Annotated in this window: 17 protein-coding genes; 3 read left to right on the top strand and 14 right to left on the bottom strand. The window is 74.4% G+C overall.

Features of this window, described 5'->3' with window-relative positions; all coding sequences use genetic code 11:
• The 4 genes from ICW40_RS03035 to ICW40_RS03020 all read right to left on the bottom strand — a co-directional run.
• Positions 1-840 (bottom strand): class I adenylate-forming enzyme family protein (locus ICW40_RS03035; protein ID WP_221652355.1); only part of this gene is annotated, 840 nt, incomplete at its 3' end.
• A gap of 7 nt (positions 841-847) precedes the next feature.
• Positions 848-2,068 carry a cytochrome P450 gene (locus ICW40_RS03030; protein WP_221652354.1) on the bottom strand — a complete coding sequence of 407 codons (1,221 nt, stop codon included), beginning with the start codon at positions 2,066-2,068 and terminating at the stop codon, positions 848-850.
• Positions 2,065-2,817 carry a glycosyltransferase family 2 protein gene (locus ICW40_RS03025; protein WP_221652358.1) on the bottom strand — a complete coding sequence of 251 codons (753 nt, stop codon included), beginning with the start codon at positions 2,815-2,817 and terminating at the stop codon, positions 2,065-2,067. The genes ICW40_RS03030 and ICW40_RS03025 overlap by 4 nt, the downstream gene beginning before the upstream one ends.
• 5 nt (positions 2,818-2,822) lie before the next feature.
• A complete protein-coding gene (locus ICW40_RS03020) occupies positions 2,823-3,887 on the bottom strand; it encodes a 3-oxoacyl-ACP synthase III family protein (RefSeq protein WP_221652353.1) in 1,065 nt (354 codons plus the stop codon).
• A 159-nt stretch (positions 3,888-4,046) separates the two neighbouring features.
• Between ICW40_RS03020 and ICW40_RS03015 the strand changes: the two genes are divergently transcribed.
• Both ICW40_RS03015 and ICW40_RS03010 read left to right on the top strand, forming a co-directional pair.
• Entirely contained in the window at positions 4,047-5,276 is a 1,230-nt protein-coding gene (locus tag ICW40_RS03015) for a cytochrome P450 (protein WP_221652352.1), read from the top strand.
• A gap of 65 nt (positions 5,277-5,341) precedes the next feature.
• Complete coding sequence (locus tag ICW40_RS03010; protein ID WP_221652351.1) at positions 5,342-6,034, top strand: GNAT family N-acetyltransferase; 693 nt, start codon at positions 5,342-5,344, stop codon at positions 6,032-6,034.
• 28 nt (positions 6,035-6,062) lie between these two features.
• On the opposite strand, the gene ilvD is transcribed toward ICW40_RS03010, so the two are convergent.
• The 8 genes from ilvD to ICW40_RS02970 all read right to left on the bottom strand — a co-directional run bounded on the left by ilvD (position 6,063) and on the right by ICW40_RS02970 (position 16,749).
• Positions 6,063-7,802 carry a dihydroxy-acid dehydratase gene (ilvD, locus tag ICW40_RS03005; RefSeq protein WP_221652350.1) on the bottom strand — a complete coding sequence of 580 codons (1,740 nt, stop codon included), beginning with the start codon at positions 7,800-7,802 and terminating at the stop codon, positions 6,063-6,065.
• Positions 7,803-7,811: 9 nt separating this feature from the next.
• A complete protein-coding gene (locus ICW40_RS03000; RefSeq protein ID WP_221652349.1) occupies positions 7,812-8,357 on the bottom strand; it encodes a methyltransferase family protein in 546 nt (181 codons plus the stop codon).
• Between the two features lie 61 nt (positions 8,358-8,418).
• Positions 8,419-9,084: a VOC family protein gene (locus ICW40_RS02995; protein WP_221652348.1), complete on the bottom strand. Its 666-nt coding sequence runs from the start codon at positions 9,082-9,084 to the stop codon at positions 8,419-8,421.
• A 196-nt stretch (positions 9,085-9,280) separates the two neighbouring features.
• Complete coding sequence (locus tag ICW40_RS02990; protein ID WP_221652347.1) at positions 9,281-10,846, bottom strand: glycoside hydrolase family 43 protein; 1,566 nt, start codon at positions 10,844-10,846, stop codon at positions 9,281-9,283.
• The gene (locus tag ICW40_RS02985; RefSeq protein WP_221652357.1) at positions 10,843-13,260 is read right to left on the bottom strand and encodes a beta-xylosidase/alpha-l-arabinosidase; all 2,418 of its coding nucleotides are present in this window, start codon (positions 13,258-13,260) and stop codon (positions 10,843-10,845) included. Before ICW40_RS02985 ends, ICW40_RS02990 begins: the two co-directional genes overlap by 4 nt.
• Positions 13,261-13,529: 269 nt before the next feature.
• Positions 13,530-14,420 (bottom strand): carbohydrate ABC transporter permease, encoded by an 891-nt coding sequence (locus ICW40_RS02980; RefSeq protein WP_221652346.1) that lies wholly within the window; start codon positions 14,418-14,420, stop codon positions 13,530-13,532.
• On the bottom strand, positions 14,417-15,436 hold the full coding sequence (locus ICW40_RS02975) for a carbohydrate ABC transporter permease (RefSeq protein ID WP_221652345.1): 1,020 nt from the start codon (positions 15,434-15,436) through the stop codon (positions 14,417-14,419). Before ICW40_RS02975 ends, ICW40_RS02980 begins: the two co-directional genes overlap by 4 nt.
• Before the next feature lie 5 nt (positions 15,437-15,441).
• Complete coding sequence (locus tag ICW40_RS02970) at positions 15,442-16,749, bottom strand: extracellular solute-binding protein (protein WP_221652344.1); 1,308 nt, start codon at positions 16,747-16,749, stop codon at positions 15,442-15,444.
• Between the two features lie 291 nt (positions 16,750-17,040).
• Here ICW40_RS02970 and ICW40_RS02965 point away from each other — a divergent pair, with 291 nt between their 5' ends.
• Positions 17,041-18,045 (top strand): LacI family DNA-binding transcriptional regulator, encoded by a 1,005-nt coding sequence (locus ICW40_RS02965; RefSeq protein WP_221652343.1) that lies wholly within the window; start codon positions 17,041-17,043, stop codon positions 18,043-18,045.
• Positions 18,046-18,061: 16 nt separating this feature from the next.
• On the opposite strand, the gene ICW40_RS02960 is transcribed toward ICW40_RS02965, so the two are convergent.
• Positions 18,062-19,576, bottom strand: coding sequence for a peptide MFS transporter (locus ICW40_RS02960; RefSeq protein ID WP_260458710.1), 1,515 nt, complete (start codon positions 19,574-19,576; stop codon positions 18,062-18,064).
• A 114-nt stretch (positions 19,577-19,690) separates the two neighbouring features.
• A complete protein-coding gene (locus ICW40_RS02955; RefSeq protein ID WP_221652342.1) occupies positions 19,691-20,620 on the bottom strand; it encodes a 2-hydroxyacid dehydrogenase in 930 nt (309 codons plus the stop codon).
• Positions 20,621-20,897 lie beyond the last annotated feature (277 nt).

Genomic DNA, 20,897 nt, shown 5'->3' with positions numbered 1-20,897 from the left:
CGCCTCGACCGCGTCGAGCAGCGCCGTGACGTCCGCCGGCACGAGGAAGGACATCGCCGCACCGTCGAGCCCGGCCGCGTAGGCCGCGACGTCGTCGGCCGGCGCGCGGCGGGGCAGCGACCACGTGCCGCCCGCGACGAGTGCCGGGAGGCCGAGCAGCATCTGGTCGGTGTGCACGACGTCGCCCGGCTCGACCGCGCACGACTGGCGCAGCAGCGCCGTTCCCGCGCCGAGCGAGCCGCGCGTGTGCACGACGGCGCGCGGTGCCGCCGTCGTGCCCGACGTGAACACGACGAGCGCCTCGGCGTCCGGCGACCGCACGAGCTTACGGGACGCCGTCGGGACCGGGCCCGCCGCCAACGCGCGGGCGCGGCGGGCGCCACGCGGGACCCCGGGCAGCCACCGCCCCGCGTACACGTGCCGGACGTCGAGCCTGCCGTAGTCGGGGAGGAGGACACCGCGCCGCCGGGCCAGCGGGGCGAGCGCCGGGCGCGAGAGCGCGTAGAGCAGGGACTCGGTCGCGGCCCACGTCGGTGCCGCGGCGCGCACGCGCGCGGTGAACAGCTCGGGCGTGGACCCCGGGTCGACGAGGACGAGCGAGCCGCCCGCGGCCACGACCCCGAGCGCGAGCACGAGTCCCTCGGTGCGTGGCCGGACCGAGAAGAGGACCCGGTCGCCCGTGCGCAGGCCGCCCGCGCGCAGCGCGGCGGCCGTGGCCCGCACGCCCGCACCGAGGGCCGCGTAGGTCGTCGTCGTGCCCGCCTGGCTGAGCGCGACGCGCGCGGGGTGGCGGTCGCACTGCTCGAGGACGTCCGCGACGAGGTCAGGGGCGCGGGTCATGTGCGGGTCACGCGCACGCCACGCGGAGCGACGCGTACGCCGGGATGAGCACGCCGCGCGCGACCTCGCGGGCGACCACGCGCAGCGGTCCCCGCGTGCGCACCGACGCGACGAGCGCGTCGAGGACGGCGGTGATCTGCGCCGTCGCGAGGGGCATGCCGAGGCAGAAGTGCGGGCCCGCGCCGAACCACAGCTGGCGCACGGCGGCCGGCTGCCGCACGTCGGGGTCGAACGCCCCCGCGGCGCGGCAGCACAGCAGGGTCGCGATCACGACGCGGTCCCCCGGCCGGACGTCCGCACCGGTCCCCGGCGCGTCGCCTCCCACGCGGGCGGGGACCGCCACGGCGCGCAGCATCGCGGGCGTCGGCGCCGTGATGCGCAGCGCCTCGTTGACCACCCGGCCCGCGAGCTCCGGATCGGTCGACGCCGCGAGCCGCACGTCCCAGCCCGTGTCCGCGAGCAGCGCCGCGAGCCGCGGGACGAACGAGACCAGCGTCTCGGTCCCGGTGAGGACGAACGCGCCCACGGCGCCCCGCGCCTCGTGCTCGCTCAGGCCGAGCGCCCGCATCCGCCCCGGCACGGTGCTCTCGTCGCCGTCGCGGTACGCGACGGTCGCCCGCTCCGAGAGCCGCCCGAGCACGTCGCGCGCGCGCCGCACCTGCCTCGGGGTGAGGCTCCGCCGGTGCAGCCGGACCATGCCGACGATCTCCTGCGCGTCGCGGAACGCGGTGCGGACGTCGTCGTCCGTCTCGGGCAGCCCCGTCATGCGGCAGATGACCGAGCCGGCCACGCGGCCCGCGAGCTCGACGAGGTCGACGACGCCGCCGCCCGTGAGCCGCTCGGTCAGCTCCGTGCCGACCGCCGCGAGCGCCGGACCGGTGAGGTCGGCGACGGCGCGCGGCGTGAACAGCCCGGCCAGCCGCCCGCGCAGGCGGCCGTGGTCCGCCCCCTCCATGTTGAGCAGCACAGCGGGGCCCAGCACGGGCGTCCAGAGATCGGCGGGCGAGCCCGGACCCGTCTTGGTGAAGCGCTCGGTGTCGAGCAGCACCTCGCGCGCGACCGCCGCGTCGCTCACGACCACGCCGATCCCCGGCACGCGGACGACGGGACCGCGCGCGGCCACGCGCCGCAGGAACGGGTAGACGACCGGGTGGGCGCCGCGCTGCACGCGCTCCTCCCACGCCATCGCGTGCGCGGTCGGCGCGGGCGCCTCGGGCAGGGCGCTCATCGGATGTCCACCACGGGGGGACGGTAGCGGTGGTCCGCGTACCACTCGAGCGTGCGGCGCAGGCCCCACGCGTGCACCCGGCGCACCGACGCGTGCACGACGACGTCGCGCCGGTAGCCGTAGTGCGTCGTGAGCCGCCGCACGGCGTTGACCAGCGCCCGGTCCTCGTGGAGGTCCTCGATCGCCGTCCGCGGGAACCCGCCGGCGCGCTCGTAGAGGTCGGCCGTGATCGCGAGGTTGCAGCCCGGGCACATGAGGTAGGGGCCGAGGTACTCCGGGTCCTGGTTGCCGGGGCGGAGCTGGCCGAACCGCGCGGCCACGGACACGGCGGCGCGCAGCGCACCGCGCCGCAGCGGGCCGACCGGGACGTCGTCGGACCGCGGGAGCATCGGCCCGGTCACCAGCTCCAGCCCGTCGTCGAAGGCGCGCCGGACGGCGGCGGTCCAGTACGGCGCCGGCAGGCAGTCCGCATCGGTGCGCGCGACGTGCGTCGCGCCGGCCGCGACGGCCTCGCGGATGCCCGTGTCCGCCGCCGCACCGGTCCCCTTGAGCGGCTCCTCGACCACGCGCCAGCGCGGGCGGCCCCACGCCCGGGCCGCCTCGCGCACGACGTCGGCCGTGCCGTCGGTCGAGCCGTTGTCGACCACGACCAGGTCGAAGTCCGCGTCCTGCTGGTCGCGCAGGGCGGCGAGCGTCGCGCCGATGCCGGCCGCCTCCTGCCACGCGGGCACGACGACGGCCAGGCGCATGCCGGTCACAGCCGGACGGCCATCGCGCCGATGCTGATGCCGCCCGCCAGCCCGACCAGCACGACGACGTCGCCGGGCCCGACGCGACCCTGCTCGAGGGCGCGCGCGAGCTGCAGCGGGAGGGTCGCCGACGCGAGGTTGCCGTGGTCGGCGACCGTCAGGAGCGTCCGGTCCGCCGGGAGCCCGAGCGCCTCGTGGACGTCGGCCAGGTAGGTGACGGCGACCTGGTGGACCGCCACGAGGGCGACGTCGTCCCATGTGAGGCCGGCGCGCTCGAGCACGTCCAGGACGGTCCCCGGCCCGAGCGCGAGGAACGCCTCGCGCAGCCGTGACCCGTCGATGTCGAAGTACGTGCGGTCGGCGTCGCGCGGGTGCGCGGTGCCGCCGCCCGGGAGCGTGCCGATGGTCCAGTGCGCCGACTCGGCGGCGAAGGCCGACGCGAGGATGCCCGCCGGCGCGGCGTCGGCGGGTCCGACGTGGTCCGGTGCCGCGCGGACGAGCACGGCCGCGCCGCCGTCGGACATCGTGTAGCCCGCGGCCGAGCGCAGGTAGGTCGCGCGGTCCGGCACGTCCCAGCGCACGGCGCGCGAGGGCGCCTCGCCGCACGCGACGAGCACGGTGGAGTACCTCCCGGTGCGGACGAGCGCCTCGGCGACCTCGAGCGCGTTGAGCACCGAGTTGCACGCGTTCTTGACGTCCATGACCGGGCAGGTCAGGCCGAGCTTCTGGGCGACGATGTGCGCTGTCGCCGGCTCGACCATGTCCTGGCTCGCGGACGCGAACAGCAGGAGGTCGACGTCGCGCGTGCCCACGCCCTGGGCGGCGAGCAGCTTCTCGGCGGCGGCGACCGCGAGGTCGGACGCCTGCCAGTCGTCGGGCATGAGGTGCACGCTGCGGACGCCCGTGAGGCGCTCGACCATGCCGGCGGCCGGCACGACGCCCGGGTTGCGTGCGGCGAGCGCGCGCTCGGCGTCCGCGACCCGCACCGTGCGCTCGGGCAGGTGGACCTGGACCCCGGCGATGACGGCCGCGGGGGCAGCGCAGGGCACGGTCGGGGCGGGGGCGGGCATGCCCGAGAGCGTAGCCACGGCCGCTCCCCCCGCCCGAGGGTGCCGCCGGGTGAACTCCCCTGACCACCCGCGCGGAGCGCGGCCTCGGCGCACGGGTCGCGGGTGGCGCGTCACGAACCGGCGCCCGGGTGGCACCGTGCGGGTGGCACAGTGACCGCCATGCTCGCCCACGCGCGTGACGCCGCGCTCCTCGTCGCTGCACGACCCTCGGTCGCCGCGCTCCTGCTCGCGGGCCGCGCGGTCGCCGCCCGCGGCGTCGTCCGCGTGCCGCGCGTGGGCTGGGTGACCGCGTCCCCCGTGCTGGCGAGGCAGGCGCTCAACGACCACCGCGCCTTCTCCATGGTCGGCGAGGGCGGCGTCGGGCACCTGTGGGCGCAGGTGCTCGGCCCGTGGGTGACCGAGCTGTTCGACGGGCCGGGGCACCACGACCTGCGGTCGCGCTCGCGCGAGCTGTTCACCGACGCGGCGGCGCGCGAGCAGGTGGCGCAGGTCTGGGGACCGCTGCTCGCGTCGGCACGCGCCGCGCTCGCGTCGGGCGGCGAGGTCGACGTCGCCGACCTGTCCCGCGTCGCGGTGGGCCGGATGATGATCGCGTCGCTCGGCATCCCCGTGGGCGGGTCCGACCCGGCGGGCGGCGGGACCGGTCGGGACGGCGACGCGACCGACGACGACGCGAGCGACGACGACGCGAGGCGGGTCTTCGCCCAGGGCGAGCGCCTCGCCGCCACGGCCATGCGCGCGACGACCCAGCCCGTGCTCGACGCGTCGCTCGTGCGCGTCGCGCGCGACGTCGTCGGCGACCTCACCGCGGGCGTCCCGCACGCCTACCGCACGGCCCCCGGCACGACGCTGCTGGGCCGCATGCGCGAGCTCGGCGTCACCGAGCGCGAGGCCACCGGGCTGTCGGCGCTCCTCCTCGTGGCCGGGACCGAGACGTCCGCGTCGGCGATGCAGCGCACGGTCGCGCTGCTCGTGGACACGGGTGAGCAGCACCGCCTGCTGCGCGAGCCGGGGCGCCTCGACGACGCGGTGCGCGAGGGCCTGCGCGTGAGCACGCCGGCGGTCGTCATCGGGCGCTCGGTCGCGGCCGACGTCGAGCTGGGAGGCCGCCGCCTGCGCACCGGCGAGAGCCTGCTGGCGCTCGTCTGGTCCGCGAACACGGCCGTCGGCGGCTTCCGGCTCGACCGGCCCTACGCCGCCGAGAACCGCCAGCTCTGGTTCGGCGCGGGCCGGCACCTGTGCCTCGGCGCGCCGCTCGCACGCGCCGAGATCCGCGGTCTGGTCGAGACGCTGTGGGCCGACGGCGCACCGCTGCGCGTCGTGCGCCGCAGCGCCCAGCGCGGCGTGCTCGTCCCCGGCTACCGCCGGCTCGTGGTCGCACGCGCCTGAGTCGGCCGCCCCGCATCGCGCAGAAGTCGCTGTCCACGACCGCCGGCCGACGGGCAGGATGCACCATGCTCACCCTGGAGGAGATCTTCCCCCCGTTCGCCCTGGCGATCTCGTGCGGACCCGTCGAGCTCAGGGTCATGCGCGACGACGACCTCCCCGAGCTCGTCGAGCTCGTGCGGGGCGGCATCCAGGCGCCTGGCCTGCCGATGCCCTTCCTCCGCGCCTGGCACGAGGAGCCCTTCGCCCCGGGCGCCCCGGAGGGCTTCCCCACCACCTCCCTGTGGTGGTGGTGGACGCAGCGGGCCACCTTCGCGCCCGACGAGTGGCGCCTCGCGCTCGTCGTCCGTCGCGACGGCGAGCTCGTCGGCATGCAGGACCTGCACGCGCAGCACTTCGCGCAGACGCGCACCGTCATGACGGGCTCGTGGCTCGGTCGAGCCCATCAGGGCCGGGGCACCGGCACGCTCATGCGGCAGCTCGTCGTCGGGTTCGCGTTCGATGAGCTGGGCGCGGACCGGTGCGAGTCGGGCTACATCGCGGGCAACCTCGCCTCGGCGGCGGTCAGCCGCAAGGTCGGGTACGTCGACGACGGCCGCCGGAGGACCGTGCAGCACACCCGGCAGGGCGTCGTCGGCGTCGACGAGCAGCGCGTGACGGTGACGCCGGCGACCTTCGTCCGCCCGGACGCCCCGGTCTCGGTCCAGGGTGCCGAGGCTCTGCGCCGCTTCCTGGGCGTCGACCGGACCCCCGCGGCGTAGGCCCGCGGGCGGCGGCGGTCGTCCCGACTCAGACGAGCACGGCGCCCTTCGAGGCGGACTGGACGAGCTTCGCGTACTTCGCGAGCACGCCGCGCGTGTAGGTCGGCGGCAGCGGCGCCCAGCCCTCGGCGCGCGCCGCGAGCTCGGCCTCGTCGACCAGCACGTCGAGGCGTCCGTTCGCGACGTCGAGGCGGATGCGGTCGCCGTCGCGCACGAAGGCGATCGGGCCGGCGTCCACCGCCTCGGGCGCGACGTGACCGACGCACAGGCCCGTGGTGCCGCCGGAGAACCGCCCGTCGGTGAGCAGCAGGACGTCCTTGCCGAGGCCCGCGCCCTTGATCGCACCCGTGATCGCGAGCATCTCGCGCATGCCCGGACCGCCCTTGGGGCCCTCGTAGCGGATGACGACGACGTCGCCCGCGACGATCGTCCCGTCCTCGAGCGCGTCCATCGCCGCCCGCTCGCGCTCGAACACGCGCGCCGTGCCCTCGAAGACGTCGGAGTCGAAGCCCGCGCTCTTGACGACCGCGCCCTCGGGCGCGAGCGACCCGTGCAGGATCGTGATGCCGCCCGTGCGGTGGATCGGGTTGTCGAGCGCGCGCAGGATCTTGCCGTCCGGGTCGGGCGGCGCGACGTCGGCGAGGTTCTCCGCGACCGTCTTACCGGTCACCGTGAGGCAGTCGCCGTGCAGCAGGCCGGCGTCGAGCAGCGCCTTCATGATCACCGGGACGCCGCCGATGCGGTCGACGTCGTTCATGACGTACCGCCCGAACGGCTTGAGGTCGCCCAGGTGCGGCACGCGCTCGGCGACGCGCTGGAAGTCGGCGAGGGTCAGGTCGACCTCGGCCTCGTGCGCGATCGCGAGCAGGTGGAGCACGGCGTTGGTCGAGCCGCCGAACGCCATGACGACGGCGATCGCGTTCTCGAACGCCTCCTTGGTCATGATCTGGCGTGCGGTGATGCCGCGGCGCAGCAGCTCGACGACGGCCTCGCCGGAGCGCTGCGCGAACACGTCGCGCCGCCGGTCCGCCGACGGCGGCGCCGCCGAGCCGGGGAGGGACATGCCCATCGCCTCGGCGACGGACGCCATGGTGTTGGCGGTGTACATGCCGCCGCACGCGCCCTCGCCGGGGCAGATCGCCCGCTCGATGCGGTCGACGTCCTCGCGGCTCATGAGGCCGCGCGCGCACGCCCCGACCGCCTCGAAGGCGTCGATGATCGTGACGTCCTTCTCCGTGCCGTCGCTGAGCTTGACGAAGCCCGGCGTGATCGAGCCCGCGTAGAGGAAGACCGACGCGAGGTCGAGCCGCGCCGCGGCCATGAGCATGCCGGGCAGCGACTTGTCGCACCCGGCCAGCAGCACCGACCCGTCGAGGCGCTCGGCCTGCATGACGGTCTCCACGCTGTCCGCGATGATGTCGCGGCTCACGAGCGAGAAGTGCATGCCCTCGTGGCCCATCGAGATGCCGTCGGACACCGAGATGGTCCCGAACTCGAGGGGGAAGCCGCCGCCCGCGTGCACGCCGTTCTTCACGGCCTTGGCGAGCCGGTCGAGCGACAGGTTGCACGGCGTGATCTCGTTCCACGAGCTCGCGACGCCGATCTGCGGCTTGGCGAAGTCCTCGTCGCCGAGGCCGACGGCGCGGAGCATCCCTCGCGAGGCCGTGGCCTCGAGCCCGTCCGTGACGGTCCGGCTGCGGGGCTTGATGTCGACGGCAGGGGCCGTGCTCGCTGCGCTGGGAGTGGTGCTCGCGGGGGTCTCGCTCATGGCGCGATTCTAGGTGGGCGTCCCGGCAGGTGGTCGCGAGGGTCGAGGGGCGGACGCCCCGCCGCGCCAGGGCGTCAGCCGCGGCAGCCAGGCGGGCACGGCCGCGCGGTACGCCTCGTACTGCTCGCCGTACCGCGCGAGCAGCGTGGGCTCCTCGTACCCGCGGACGAACGCCGCCGTCGTCGCCCACGTCACGAGCGCGTAGGCGAGCAGCACCAGCCGGCCCAGCAGCAGCGCCTGGCCGAGCACGAGCGCGACGACGGCGACGTACATGGGGTTGCGCACGTACCGGTAGGGCCCGCCCACGACCAGCTCCTCCGTCGGGGCGACGGGTGCCGGCGTGCCGCGACCCTCGCCCACGAAGCGCACGAACGCCACGAGCAGCGCCGACCCGCCGAGGAGGACGAGCACTCCCCCGACGAGCCGCACGGCGAGGGGCGGCGGCGGTTCGCCGGACTCCCAGCGCGTCAGGAGCCACGGCACGAGGCCCGCGACCGTGCCGGGTACCGCCGCGAGGAACGCCGACGTCCCCGCGGCCGCGGCACCGCGCCTCACCGTCCGCTCCCCGTGCGCACCGTCGCCACCCCTCGTCGCCACCCCTCCGCGAGCCCTCGCCTCAGTCGCGCGCCTGCCACGTGCACACGCAGGCCTCGTTGCCCTCGGCGTCGGCGAGCACCCAGAACGCCGGCGCACGAAGGTCGCTCACGAGCCGCCCGCCCGCCGCGAGCGCCGCCGCCACGCGCGCCTCGGCGGCGTCGTGCGGCACCGTGACGTCGAGGTGGATGCGGTTGCGCTGCGGCCGCGGCTCGTCCATCTGCTGGAACCAGACGGACGGCCCGACGCCGCGCGGGTCGACCAGGGCGGGTGACGGGTCCTCCGCGTCGATGCGCTCGTCCTCGTAGGCGAGGACCGCACGCCAGAACGGCACGACCGACGGGATGTCGAGCGCGTCGATCGCGATCTCGGTGGTCTGGGGCGCGGCCACGTCCGGCTCCACGCCGAGCGCGTCGGCGATCGCGCTCACGGCGGCTGCCAGCCGCACGTCGCGCTCCGTGAGCCCGCCCACGTCGTGGGAGACGGTCCGCACGAGGACCGTCGGGTACCGGAGCACGACGTCGGGGTGGTGGTCGAGCTCCTCGGCCGCGGCGCCGACCCGCTGCACGAGCTCGAGCCCGCGCGCGAACGAGCCGGTCCGGAACGTCGCCTCGAGATGGCCGAGCACGACCCGCCAGTGCCGCGCGTCCACCTGCTCCGTCACCGTCACGTCCCGCAGCGTCGCCATCCCGCCACTGTGGCACCGACCACCGGCACCGGGAAGTGCCCGGACGCCGCTGGGGCGTGCCCGCGGGACGGGCGTGCGACGCCCGGCGGCCCACCAGCACCACCTGGTGGGCCGCCGGGGGCCGCGGGCGGGTCGGAGCGGTCCGGCCCGCCCCCGCAGACCCGCCGGGAGGCGACGGGCCGGCCCGGGGGTCAGGTCACCCGAGCGGGACGTACTCCACGCGCTCGACCCGCGCGACGGTCGACGTCGGGCGTCCCCCGCTCGAGGCGTAGGCACCCATCCACAGGCCGAGGAACCCGCCGGTCGCGACGGTGTCGAGCGTCCTGCCGTCCGCGACGGCCACCGTCGTGGCCGACGACCCGCCGGTCCCCACGACGACGAGCCGGTAGTCCTGGTCCCGCGCCTGCACGACGAGCGTCACCGCGCCGTCGGCCGCCCCGTCGAGCCTGAGCTCGCCGAGCTGCGTGGCGACCCCACCGTGCACGTGCGTGGCGACGACGCGGCGCGCGCCGCCCTCGTCCGCCGTGACGACGAGCAGGACGTGGTCCCGCTCGGACTGGCGGACCGCGAGGCCCACCTCCTCCCCCGGCGCCAGGTCGGCGGCGACGACGACGCGCACGTCCACGTCGCGGTGCTGCTGGCGCAGGCCCAGGAACGAGGGCACGTCGACGTCGGCGAGCGTCGTCGGCCGCAGCGGGAGCTCCCAGCCCTCGCCGCACGGCGTCGCGACGGCGGACGGCAGCGCCCGCACCGCGGTCCAGCGCAGGTCGCCCGGCTCGACCACGCCCGAGGTCGCGCCCTGGGCCGCGCCCGGCACGGGCGCGGGCGCGAAGGGCACCTCGACCTCGGCGGGCACGCGGCCGACGCCGGGGGCGAACACCGGCCAGCCGTCCTCCCAGGTCACCGGGACGAGGAACGTCTCGCGACCGAGGTTGTAGTGGTAGCCGCCGTAGGGGCGCATGGCGAGCAGCACGGCCCACCACGAGCCGTCGGGCCCCTGCGTGAGGTCCGCGTGGCCGACGCCGACGACGTCGACGCCGCGTCCGAGGTGGCGGTGCGTGAGGACCGGGTTGCCCTTGTTCCCGACGTAGGGCCCGGTCACCGTCTCGGCACGCGCGACGGAGATCGCGTGGTGGATCTCCGTCCCGCCCTCGGCCGCGAGCAGGTAGTAGGTGCCGTCGACCTTGTACAGGTGCGGCCCCTCGGCCCACACGGCCCCCCGCACCGCGCCGGTCCACAGCACGTGCTCGGGCCCGACGAGCTCGAGGGTCGCGAGGTCGAGCTCGCGCAGCCAGACCTCGGTCTGGTGGTACCACTCGGGCTCGGCGACCAGCCGCGTCCCGTGCACCCAGGCGCGGCCGTCGTCGTCGAAGAAGATCGACGGGTCGATGCCGGAGACGCCCAGCCAGTGCGGGTCGGACCACGGCCCGGCGGGGTCCGTGGCGGTCATGAGGAAGTTGCCGCCGCGGCTGTCGTCGCGCTGGTCCACGAGCGTGCAGACGAGGTAGAAGACGCCGTCGTGGTGGCGCAGCGTCGGCGCGTACAGGCCGCCCGACGAGGCGATGCCGGAGTAGTCGAGCTGCCCGGGACGGTCGACGACGTGGCCGACCTGCTCCCACGAGGCCAGGTCCGTGCTGCGGAAGACCGGCAGGCCCGGCAGGTACTCGAACGTCGACGTCACGAGGTAGAAGGTGTCGCCCACCCGGCAGACGGTCGGGTCCGGGTAGCAGCCCGGCAGGACGGGGTTGGCGACGAGGCTCACGCGGGCACCCCGCTCCCGATGCGGGCGACCTCGACCTCGACCCAGCGCGGGTCGGCGACGCCGACCTCGTGCACGTCGCCCGTCACGGCGACCACGGACCGCGGGGTCGCCGCACCCGCCGGCGGCACGAACCGCTCGCGCGTGCCCTGGGGGATGGCGCCGCCCGTGTGGTTCGTCGCGCCGTCGCCGTCGGACGCCGCGGCGTGGGCACCGACCCAGACCTCGAGGTCGCCCGGCTCGACGACCCGGACGAGGCGGCGGTCGGAGAACGCCACACGCGTCGTCGGGACGCGGAACGTCACGCGCGCCTGCTCCCCCGGCTCGAGCGTCGTACGCGCGTAGCCGAGCAGCTGGGTCACGGGGCGCGTGACGGTCGCGAGGACGTCGCGCCCGTAGAGCTGCACGACGTCGGCGCCGGCCACCGAGCCCGTGTTCGTCACGGTGACGGACGCCGTGAAGGCGCCCGACGACGGCACCGAGGCGTCGACCTCGAGGTCGCTGTAGGCGAACGAGGTGTACGAGAGCCCGAAGCCGAAGGGCCGCAGCGGCGTCGGGTCGGCGGACGTGACGTCCGACGGGCCGCCGAGCAGCGGGTGCAGGTAGCCGTGCGGCATGGCGCCCGTCGCGCGCGGCAGCGAGACCGGCAGGCGGCCGGACGGGTTGACCCGGCCCGTGAGCACGTCGGCGAGCGCGAGGCCGCCGCCCTGCCCGGGGAAGAACGCCTGGAGCACGGCCGCCGGCCGGGGGCCCGAGCCCTCGAGCGCCCAGGTGGTCGCGTAGGGGCGGCCGGTGAGCAGCACCATGACGACGGGCGTGCCGGTCGCGACGAGCGCCTCGACCAGCTGGCGCTGCACGCCGGGCAGCTCGAGCGACTCGGCGTCGTTGCCCTCGCCGACGGTGCCGCGGCCGAACAGGCCGGCCTGGTCGCCGACGACGACGACCGCGACGTCCGCGCCCTGCGCGGCGGCGACGGCCTGAGCGAAGCCGGACGTGTCGACGTCCTCGACGTCGCAGCCGCGCGCGTGGACGAGCTCGGGCTGCGGGAGGCCCGCCGCCGGGAACGCCCCGGCGAGCGCCTCGGCGACCGACGGGATCTCGAAGCCGATCTCGACGCCGGGGTGGTGCGCGAGCACGTGGTTGGCGAACGAGTAGCAGCCCATGAGCGCCTCGGCGCGGTCCGCGTTGGGCCCGACGACGGCGACGCGCGCGGGCGGCGTGTCCCACGCGCCGAGCGGCAGCACGCCGTCGTTCGCGAGCAGGACGACGGACTCCTCGGCGAGGCGACGCGCGAGCTCGCGGTGGCGCGGCGAGTCGAGGTCGACGACCGCGGGCGGCTCGTCCTCGAACGCGTCGGCGTCGAGCAGGCCGAGCTCCTCCTTCTGCGCGAGCAGGCGGAGCACCGCCCGGTCGACGTAGCGCTCGTCGAGCGCACCCGAGCGCACGCGCTCGGCCAGCGGCTCGAGGTAGGCGTCGCCGTTCGGGAGCTCGACGTCGATCCCGGCCTCGAGCGCGAGGCCGGCGGCCTCGCCGCGATCGGCCGCGACGCGGTGCATGACCTCGAGGAAGGCGACCGCGAAGTAGTCGGCCACCACGACGCCGTCGAAGCCCCAGCGCTCGCGCAGCACTCCCGTGAGCAGGTCGGGGTTCGCGGCGACGGGGACGCCGTCGATCTCCGCGTAGGAGTTCATGACCGAGCGCACGCCGCCGTCGAGGACCGCCATCTCGAACGGCGGGAGGAAGACGTCCGCGATCTCGCGGGGACCGGCCGAGACGGGGCCGTGGTTGCGCCCGCCGCGCGAGCCCGAGTAGCCCACGAAGTGCTTGAGCGTCGCGTGGACGCCGGCGGCCTGCATGCCGCGAACGAACGACGTGCCCACGGTGCCGACGAGGTACGGGTCCTCGGCGATGCACTCGTCGACGCGGCCCCAGCGGGGGTCGCGGACGACGTCGAGCACGGGCGCGAGGCCCTGGTGGATGCCCAGCTCGCGCATCGACTCGCCGATCGCCTGGCCGACCTCGTGCACGAGCTCGGGGTCGAACGACGCGCCCCAGGCGAGGGGCGTCGGGAAGGTCGCGGCGCGCCACGCGGCGAGGCCCGTGAGGACCTCCTCGTGCACGAGCGCGGGGATGCCGAGGCGGGTCTCGCGCTTGAGGCGGCGCTGCTCGGCCCACAGCCAGGCGGCGCGCTCGGTCGGCTCCACCGGACGGGTGCCGTAGACGCGGGTGTAGTGCCCGATGCCGTGCCGGGTGATCTCCCCGAGGAGCGACGGGTCGCCCTTGCCCGCGGCCATCTCGGCCTGCATCGGGGCAACCGTCCCGTTCTGGTCGATCCAGTAGCCCACGATCTGGGCGAGCTTCTCCTCGAGCGTCATGCGGGCGTGCAGGGCACGCACGCGCTCGGAGACCTCGGGCATGGCAGGGACGTCCGTCACCGGATCCTTCTTTCCTCAGGACGCACCTGGAGCTCCACCCGGCGCGGCGTCCACGCGACGGGCGCCCGCGAGATCGCGAGCAGATCGGTACGAGGGTGTTGGCAGTACGAGGGTGTTGGCAGTACGACGGTGCGGGCAGTACGAGGGTGCGGGCAGTACGAGAGTGCGGGCAGTACCAGGGTGCGAGCCGGCGGTGCCGGCGGCGCGCCGGTCCCGGCGGCGGTGCCCACCGCCGCCGGGACCCGCGAGGTTCAGCCCTTGACGGCGCCGGTCAGCCCGCCGACGATCCGCTTCTCGAACAGCGAGAAGAAGATCAGGGCGGGGATCATCGAGAGCGACGTGAACGCGAGGACCCGCGCCGTGTCGACCGAGTACTGCGCCGAGAACGCCTGGACGCCGAGGGGCAGCGTGTACATGCCCTCGTCGTTCAGGATGAACAGGGGCAGCATGTAGCTGTTCCAGCTCGCGATGAACGCGAGGATGCCCGTGGTGATGACACCCGGCAGGGACAGCGGCACCACCATGCGGAAGAAGAACCCGAGCCGGCTGGCGCCGTCGATCGCCGCCGCCTCCTCGAGCTCCTTGGGGATCGCCCGCAGGAACGGCACGAGGATGATGATCGTCGTCGGCAGCGCGAACGCGATCTGCGGGAGGATGATGCCCGGCAGGCTGTTCATCAGGCCGAGCTCGCGGACCAGGATGTACAGCGGCGTGATGGCCACCGTCATCGGGAACATGAGCCCCGCGGCGAACAGCGAGTACAGCGCCGTCCGCCCCCGGAAGTCGTACCGCGCGAGCACGTAGCTGGCCATGACGCCCAGCACGACGACGCCCAGGGTCGTGGCGATCGCGCTGATCGCCGAGTTGCCCATCTGGCGCCAGAAGATCTCGCTCGACAGCACGTCGAGGTAGTTGCCGATCTCCCAGGGGCTCGGGAAGCCGGACGGGCTCGTGATGATCTGCGAGTTGCTCCGGAACCCGCCGAGGACGATGTAGGCGACGGGGCCGATGCAGATGCCCACGAAGAAGAAGGCGATCAGGTAGGTCATCGGCCCGCTGCGTCCGAGACGCCCGCCGCCCCGCTTGCGGCGGACCGGCCGGTCCGCCGGCAGCGGCGGTGCGGTGACTGCACTCGCCGTCATCGCTTCTTCCTTTCCGTGAGCGCACCCTCGGTGTCACGACGCAGCACGAAGCGCTGGTAGACGAGGGCGATGACCATCGAGATGAGGAACAGCACCACCGCGACCGCGTTGCCGAAGCCGTAGTTCGCGGCGTTGCGCCCGTTCACGACCATGTAGGTCGCCATCGTCGACGTGCCCGCGGTCGCGGCCACGTACTGGCCCCAGATGATGTAGACGAGGTCGAAGAGCTGGAGCGAGCCGATGATCGACAGGAACGCCCAGATCCGGATCGTCGGGCCGAGCAGCGGCAGCGTGATGCTCCGCTGCATCTGCCAGTAGGACGCGCCGTCGATGGCGGCCGCCTCGAAGAGCTCCTCGGGGATGCTCTGGAGCCCCGCGAGGAAGAGGATCACCGCGAACCCGATGTACTTCCAGGTGATGATGATCATCAGCGACCAGATGGCCACGTCGGGGTCGGCGAGCCAGTCCGCCGTCAGCGCGTCGAGGCCTGCCTTCTCCAGCAGGTCGTTGAGCGCGCCGGTGGTGCGGAGCATGAGCGCCCAGCCCGTCCCGACGATGACCTCGGAGATCACGTACGGCACGAAGATCAGCACCCGGACCACCGACCGGCCACGCATCCGCTGGTTGAGCAGGAGCGCGAGCGCGATGGCCGCAGGCCCCTGCAGCATGAGCGACATCACCACGATGAAGCCGTTGTGCATCAGCGCGTCGTGGAACGTGCTGTCCCGGAAGATCGCCAGGTAGTTGTCGAGCCCCACGAAGTCCGTCGGCGGGCCGAAGCCCTTCCACCGGAAGAACCCGTAGTAGGCCGCCATGATCACGGGGAAGATGACGAATGCCAGGAACATGACGACGGCGGGGCCCGTGAGGAGCGCGATCTCGCCCCGCTTGCGCCAGTCCGCAGGACGGCGCGGCCGGCGAGCCGGGGACGGTGCCGTGGTGGCACCGCCCCCGGCCCGGGAGGGACCCTCGGGCGACGTCGTCGTGAGCGTGTTCTCGCCCAGGGAGTCACTCATGCGATCTAGCCCTTGGCCGCCGCGTCGTTGACCGCGGTGATGACGCTGTCCGGCGTGCCGCTGCCGGCGAGCATCTCGACGACACCGGCGTTGAGCGCGTTGCCGACGTTCTGGCCGAACTGCGTGTCGAGCCACACCTGGACGTAGGCCGCGTCGTTGTACGCCGCGAGCACGTCGAGCAGCGCGGGGTCGGTCACGACGCTCTGAGCCTCCTGGCTCGCGGGCAGCGTCACGAACGCCTCGGCGTAGGCCTCCTGCCGCTCCTGCGACATGAAGAAGTTGAGGAAGGCCGCGCACTCCTCGGCGGGAGCCTGTGCCGAGCAGGAGTAGCCGTCGATGCCGCCCATCATCGCGGACGGGTCACCGTCGCCGCCCTCCACGGCCGGGAACGGGAACCAGCCCAGGTCGGCCTTCGGCTGCTTGTCCGGCGTGAGGTCGGCGATGACGCCCGGGTTCCAGGCGCCCATGAGCTCCATGGCGGCCTGGTCGTTGGCGATCATGCCGGCCGACGAGGCGGCGCTGCCCTGGGCCTCGGTGGTGAGGAAGCCCTCGGCGAACGGCTCGATGCCGGCGAAGTCGTTGAGGGCCTCGGCCGCGTCGGTCCAGCACGGGTCCTCGAACGACATGGACTCCGCGGAGGACTCCATGACGTCCTGCGAGCAGTGACGCAGCGCGAAGAAGTAGTACCAGTGGGCGGCGGGCCAGGCGGCCTTGCCCCCGAGCGCGATGGGCTCGATGTCGATCGCCTTGAGCTTGGCGACGGCGTCCTCGAGCTCGGCCATCGTCGTGGGCGTGCCCTCGATGCCGGCCTGCTCGAACATCGTCTTGTTGTAGTAGATGCCGCCGGGCAGCACGGACGTCGGCATGCCGTAGACCTTGCCGTCGATGCTGAAGGCGCTGATCGTGCCGCCGACGGCCGACTCGACCTCGTCGGAGACCAGGTCGGTGAGGTCGAGCGCCTGGCCGGCCTCGACGATGTCGGCGAGCTTGCCGCCGCCGCGCGCCATGAAGATGTCGGGTGCGTCACCCGAGTTGAGCGCCGTCTGGAGCTTGCCGTCCATGTCCTCGTTCTGGATGGACTGGATCTCGACGGAGACGCCGGGGTTGGCCTCCTCGAACTGCGCGGCCGTCTCGTCCCAGTACTCCTTGCCCGGGCCCGTCGTGGAGTTGTGCCAGAACGTCAGCGTGACGTCCCCGCCCTCCCCCTCGGAGCCGCCGCCACCGCCACCGGTCTCGCCACCACCGCTGCACGCGGCCAGGAGAGCGGTCGCCATCAGCAGAGCTGTCGGCGCCATGAGCTTGCGTGTGTTCATGAGTCGTCCTCTTCGTTGAGATTGCCGGGGTGGGCAGTTCCGCTCGCTCGGCTCGTCGAGCCGTGGATGACACTCGGGCGGAGGTGTCAGCCGTGTGACACGTGGGGATCGGCCGTCGCGCGTTCGGCGTCCGTGGTGCAGGGCCGCTCGTCCCCCGCCACGGCAGGGACAGTCGTCGTCCTCACCGGCGCTCCTCTCCCCGTCGACAGGCTGGCGCGGCCACCTTCTCAACCGGTCGCCGACGATGTCAACCGATATCGATAACGTTATCGAAACGCTATGCTCACGCCCATGCAGCAGCGCAGCCGGGTGACGATCAACGACGTCGCACGCACCGCGGGCGTGTCGGTGGCGACGGTCTCGAAGGTCATCAACGGCCGGTACGGCGTCGCCGTCGCGACGTCCGCACGGGTGCAGGAGGTCATCGACGACCTCGGCTACGAGTCCAGCCTGGTCGCGCGCAGCCTGCGCAGCACGAGGACCAACGTCATCGGGATCCTGGTCGCCGAGTTCGAGCCGTTCAGCACCGAGCTGCTCAAGGGCATCTCCCAGGCCATCGCCGGCACGGGGTACGAGCTCCTCGCCTACTCCGGCGGCGGCCGTGCCGGGGGCGACGTCGGCTGGGAGCGCCGCTACCTCTCCCGCCTCAGCGGGACGCTCATCGACGGCGCGATCCTCGTGACGCCCACGGTGGTCGACGCGAGCCCGGGCATCCCGGTGGTCGCCGTCGACCCGCACACGGGCCCGTCCGGGATGCCGACCGTCGACTCCGACAACATGCGCGGCGCCGTCCTGGCGACCCAGCACCTCGTGGCCCTGGGTCACCGCCGGATCGGCTTCCTCGGCGGCCGTCCTGACCTCGAGTCCGCCCGCCTGCGCGAGGAGGGCTACCGCCGCGCGCTCCTCGACGCCGGGATCACGCCCGACCCGGCCCTCATGCGCGTCGGCGGCTACCGGCCCGAGACGGCCGACCAGCCGGCCCACGAGCTGCTCACGATGCCGGACCGCCCGACGGCGATCTTCGCGGCCAACGACCTGTCCGCGCTGCGGACCATGGACGTCGCGCGGGACCTCGGCCTGCAAGTCCCCGACGACCTCTCGGTGATCGGCTTCGACAACGTCCCCGAGTCCGCCATGACCACCCCCTCGCTCACGACCATCAACCAGCCGATCCAGCGGATGGGCTCCGAGGCGATCGAGCTGCTGGTCGGCCTCATGGACGGCACCGCGGGGCCCTCGACGCACATCACGCTCTCGACCGAGCTCGTCGAGCGCGGCAGCTGCCGCCGGCTCTGAGCCGGCGCGCCGACCCTCAGCGGGCCGCGACGTCCGCCGTCGACTCCTCGCCCTCGAGGATGTGCCGCGTCACCCACGGCGCGATCGCGAGGAGCGCGAGCCCGGCCGCCACGGCGACCGCACCGGTCCCGCCGAAGAACACTGCGTCGTCCACGCCCTCGGTCGCCGTGATGACCTGCGCGGTGATCGCGTTGCCCGCGGCAGGCGCGAGGAACCACAGCGCCATGGCCTGGCTGCGGAACGCGGCCGGTGCGAGCAGCGTCGTCGCGGCGAGGCCCACGGGCGAGAGGAACAGCTCGCCGAGCGTCTGGATGACGTAGACGAGCGCGAGGACCCACGCAGGCGAGCGTCCGTCGCCGGCCGCCGCGGCGGCGGCCGAGAGCACGAGGAAGCTCACGCCGGCGAGCGACAGCCCGATCGCGAACTTCACCGCCGTCGGGGGCCGGTCGTCGAGCTTGACCCACATCCACGCGAACACCGGGGCGAGCAGGACGATCGCCGCCGGGTTGACGGACTGGAAGAGCTCGGGCGCGATGGTGATCCCGAGCACCGTCAGCTCCGTGCGCTCCGCCGCGTAGGCGGCCATGGTGCTCGCGGCCTGCTCGAAGATCATCCAGAAGAGCATCGCGGCGACGAAGAGCGGGACGTACGCGAGGAGCCGCGAGCGCTCTCGCGCCGTGACCTTGGGCGAGCGGAACATCACGACGAAGTAGACGACCGGCGCCACGAACGCGAGCAGGCTCATGGTGTCGATGAACATCGTCACGCCCGCCTCGCCCGACCACGCCCGGGCGATCGCCACGACGACGAGGACGCCCGCGACGAGCGCCGCGCCCGTGCGCAGCAGCGCGGGCCGGTCCTCGGCACGCACCGGGTTGGGCACCGTGTCCCCCGCGCCGCCGAGCAGGCGGCGGCCGGCGACGAAGAAGGCGAGCGCGATCGCCATGCCGACGGCGGCGACCGCGAACCCCGCGTGGTAGCCGCCCCACGCCCGCGCCGCCCCGACGAGGAGAGGCGCGGAGAGCGAGCCGATGTTGATGCCCATGTAGAAGATCGAGAACGCCGAGGCGCGGCGCGGGTCCTCGCGCGAGTAGAGCTCGCCGACCATGCTCGAGACGTTGGGCTTGAGCAGGCCCGTGCCGATCGCGACGAGCACGATGCCCAGGTACGACGACGGCGCGCTCGGCAGGGCGAGCGCCACGTGACCCGCGGCGATGACGATGCCGCCGTAGAGCGTCGACCGGCGCGAGCCGAGCACGCGGTCGGCCAGCCAGCCCCCGACCACCGAGAGCAGGTACACCGAGGTGCCGTAGATCGCGACGAGCGCCGCGCCTGTGCCGGACGCGATCCCGAGGCCGCCGTCGGACACGGCGTCCGTCAGGTAGTACAGGAGGATCGCGCGCATGCCGTAGTAGCTGAACCGCTCCCACAGCTCGGTGGTGAAGAGCGTCATCAGCCCGAGGGGGTGACCGAAGAAGGCGTGGTCCCGCGGGACGGTGGCGGCGGCGTCGTCGGTGGTCTGCTCGCGCATGTCCTCCATCGTCACCCCGCGCGCCGTGTGCTGCCGCACGGGACGCCCGCCTCGTGACGGACGTCACCGCGTGGTCGGTGCGGCGTCCGTCACACCGGCTCGCGGGGGCGCGGCTCAGGTGCGCGCGACGACGTTCTCGGGCTCGAGGCCCGCGGCGAGCCGGGTCAGCTGGCGGCGCAGCAGCCGCACGACGCGTGGCGTCGTGGCGTCGGTCCAGCCGCCGACGTGCGGGGTGACGAGCGCACCGGGCGCCGACCACAGCGGGTGCTCCGCCGGCAGCGGCTCGGGGTCGGTCACGTCGAGCGCGGCCCGCAGCCGGCCGGCCTCCAGCTCGGCGACGAGCGCGTCGGTGTCGACCACCTTGCCGCGGCCGACGTTGACCAGCAGGGCGCCGTCGCGCATGCGCGCCAGGAAGGCCGCGTCGACGAGCCGCTCCGTCTCCTCGGTGAGCGGCGTGACCAGCACGACGACGTCGACGTCGGGCAGCAGGTCCGCCACCTCGTCGATCGCGTGCACCTGCGTGCCGTCCTCGACGCGAGCGGTGCGGGCGACCATGACGACCTCGGTCTCGAACGCCTCGAGCCGGCGCCGGATCGCCGAGCCGATCGAGCCCGAGCCGACGACCATGACGCGCCGGTCCGCGAGCGACGACCGCGGGCCCGGCGACCACTCGCGCCGGCCCATCGCCCGCACCGCGTCGTCGATGCCTCGCTGGGACGCGAGCAGGAGCCCGACGGCGAGCTCCGCCGTGCCGTCGTCGTGGATGCCACGGCCGTTGCAGAGCAGCACGCCCTCGGGCAGGCGGGGCAGCGCGTGCTCGTAGCCCGCGCTCGTCAGGTGCACCACGCGCAGGCCGCGCAGCGCGGCGATCCGGCGCCAGCCGTCGTCGTCCAGCGACGAGTTCGGCAGCACGACCATCGCGACGTCGTCGGCGTCCTCGAGGTCCGAGGCCACGTCCCACGTCACGAGCCGCACGTCCGGCGGCACGTCGCCGGCGAGAAGGCGGTCGCGGACGTCGGTGCTGGGGACCGTCACGGTGAGCATGCGTCTCCTGGACTGGCTGGCGGCCGGGCGGCCGGGTGGAGGGCTGGGAGTCTGGGTGGCCGGCGGGCGGCCGCGGGTGTGGTCGGCGGCGCGGACCCGTGCGACCGCTCGATCCTGCGCGCCGGGGCGGCTTCCTGCACGGCGAGGCTCGTCCGGCCGCGCGCCTGGCCGCGCGCCCTCGTCAGGTCACGAGGCCGCGGGCGGCCGCGGCGACGCCCAGGAGCGCGAGCGCGACGGCGACCGCGACGGTCGGGGCGAGGCCGCGCCACCCGTCCAC

It is taken from the genome of Actinotalea ferrariae, assembly GCF_019733465.1.
GTDB classification, from domain to species: Bacteria; Actinomycetota; Actinomycetes; order Actinomycetales; family Cellulomonadaceae; genus Actinotalea; species Actinotalea ferrariae_A.
Note: the sequence above shows the minus strand (reverse complement) of the source record. Positions and strands in the feature narration are given on the sequence as shown.

Coding starts and splice junctions, on each gene's coding strand:
- ICW40_RS03030 (WP_221652354.1), bottom strand. CDS start 2,068: ATGAGCGCCCTGCCCGAGGCGCCCGCGCCGACCGCGCACGCGATGGCG.
- ICW40_RS03025 (WP_221652358.1), bottom strand. CDS start 2,817: ATGCGCCTGGCCGTCGTCGTGCCCGCGTGGCAGGAGGCGGCCGGCATC.
- ICW40_RS03020 (WP_221652353.1), bottom strand. CDS start 3,887: ATGCCCGCCCCCGCCCCGACCGTGCCCTGCGCTGCCCCCGCGGCCGTC.
- ICW40_RS03015 (WP_221652352.1), top strand. CDS start 4,047: ATGCTCGCCCACGCGCGTGACGCCGCGCTCCTCGTCGCTGCACGACCC.
- ICW40_RS03010 (WP_221652351.1), top strand. CDS start 5,342: ATGCTCACCCTGGAGGAGATCTTCCCCCCGTTCGCCCTGGCGATCTCG.
- ilvD (WP_221652350.1), bottom strand. CDS start 7,802: ATGAGCGAGACCCCCGCGAGCACCACTCCCAGCGCAGCGAGCACGGCC.
- ICW40_RS02995 (WP_221652348.1), bottom strand. CDS start 9,084: ATGGCGACGCTGCGGGACGTGACGGTGACGGAGCAGGTGGACGCGCGG.
- ICW40_RS02985 (WP_221652357.1), bottom strand. CDS start 13,260: ATGCCCGAGGTCTCCGAGCGCGTGCGTGCCCTGCACGCCCGCATGACG.
- ICW40_RS02980 (WP_221652346.1), bottom strand. CDS start 14,420: ATGACGGCGAGTGCAGTCACCGCACCGCCGCTGCCGGCGGACCGGCCG.
- ICW40_RS02975 (WP_221652345.1), bottom strand. CDS start 15,436: ATGAGTGACTCCCTGGGCGAGAACACGCTCACGACGACGTCGCCCGAG.
- ICW40_RS02970 (WP_221652344.1), bottom strand. CDS start 16,749: ATGAACACACGCAAGCTCATGGCGCCGACAGCTCTGCTGATGGCGACC.
- ICW40_RS02965 (WP_221652343.1), top strand. CDS start 17,041: ATGCAGCAGCGCAGCCGGGTGACGATCAACGACGTCGCACGCACCGCG.
- ICW40_RS02960 (WP_260458710.1), bottom strand. CDS start 19,576: ATGCGCGAGCAGACCACCGACGACGCCGCCGCCACCGTCCCGCGGGAC.
- ICW40_RS02955 (WP_221652342.1), bottom strand. CDS start 20,620: ATGCTCACCGTGACGGTCCCCAGCACCGACGTCCGCGACCGCCTTCTC.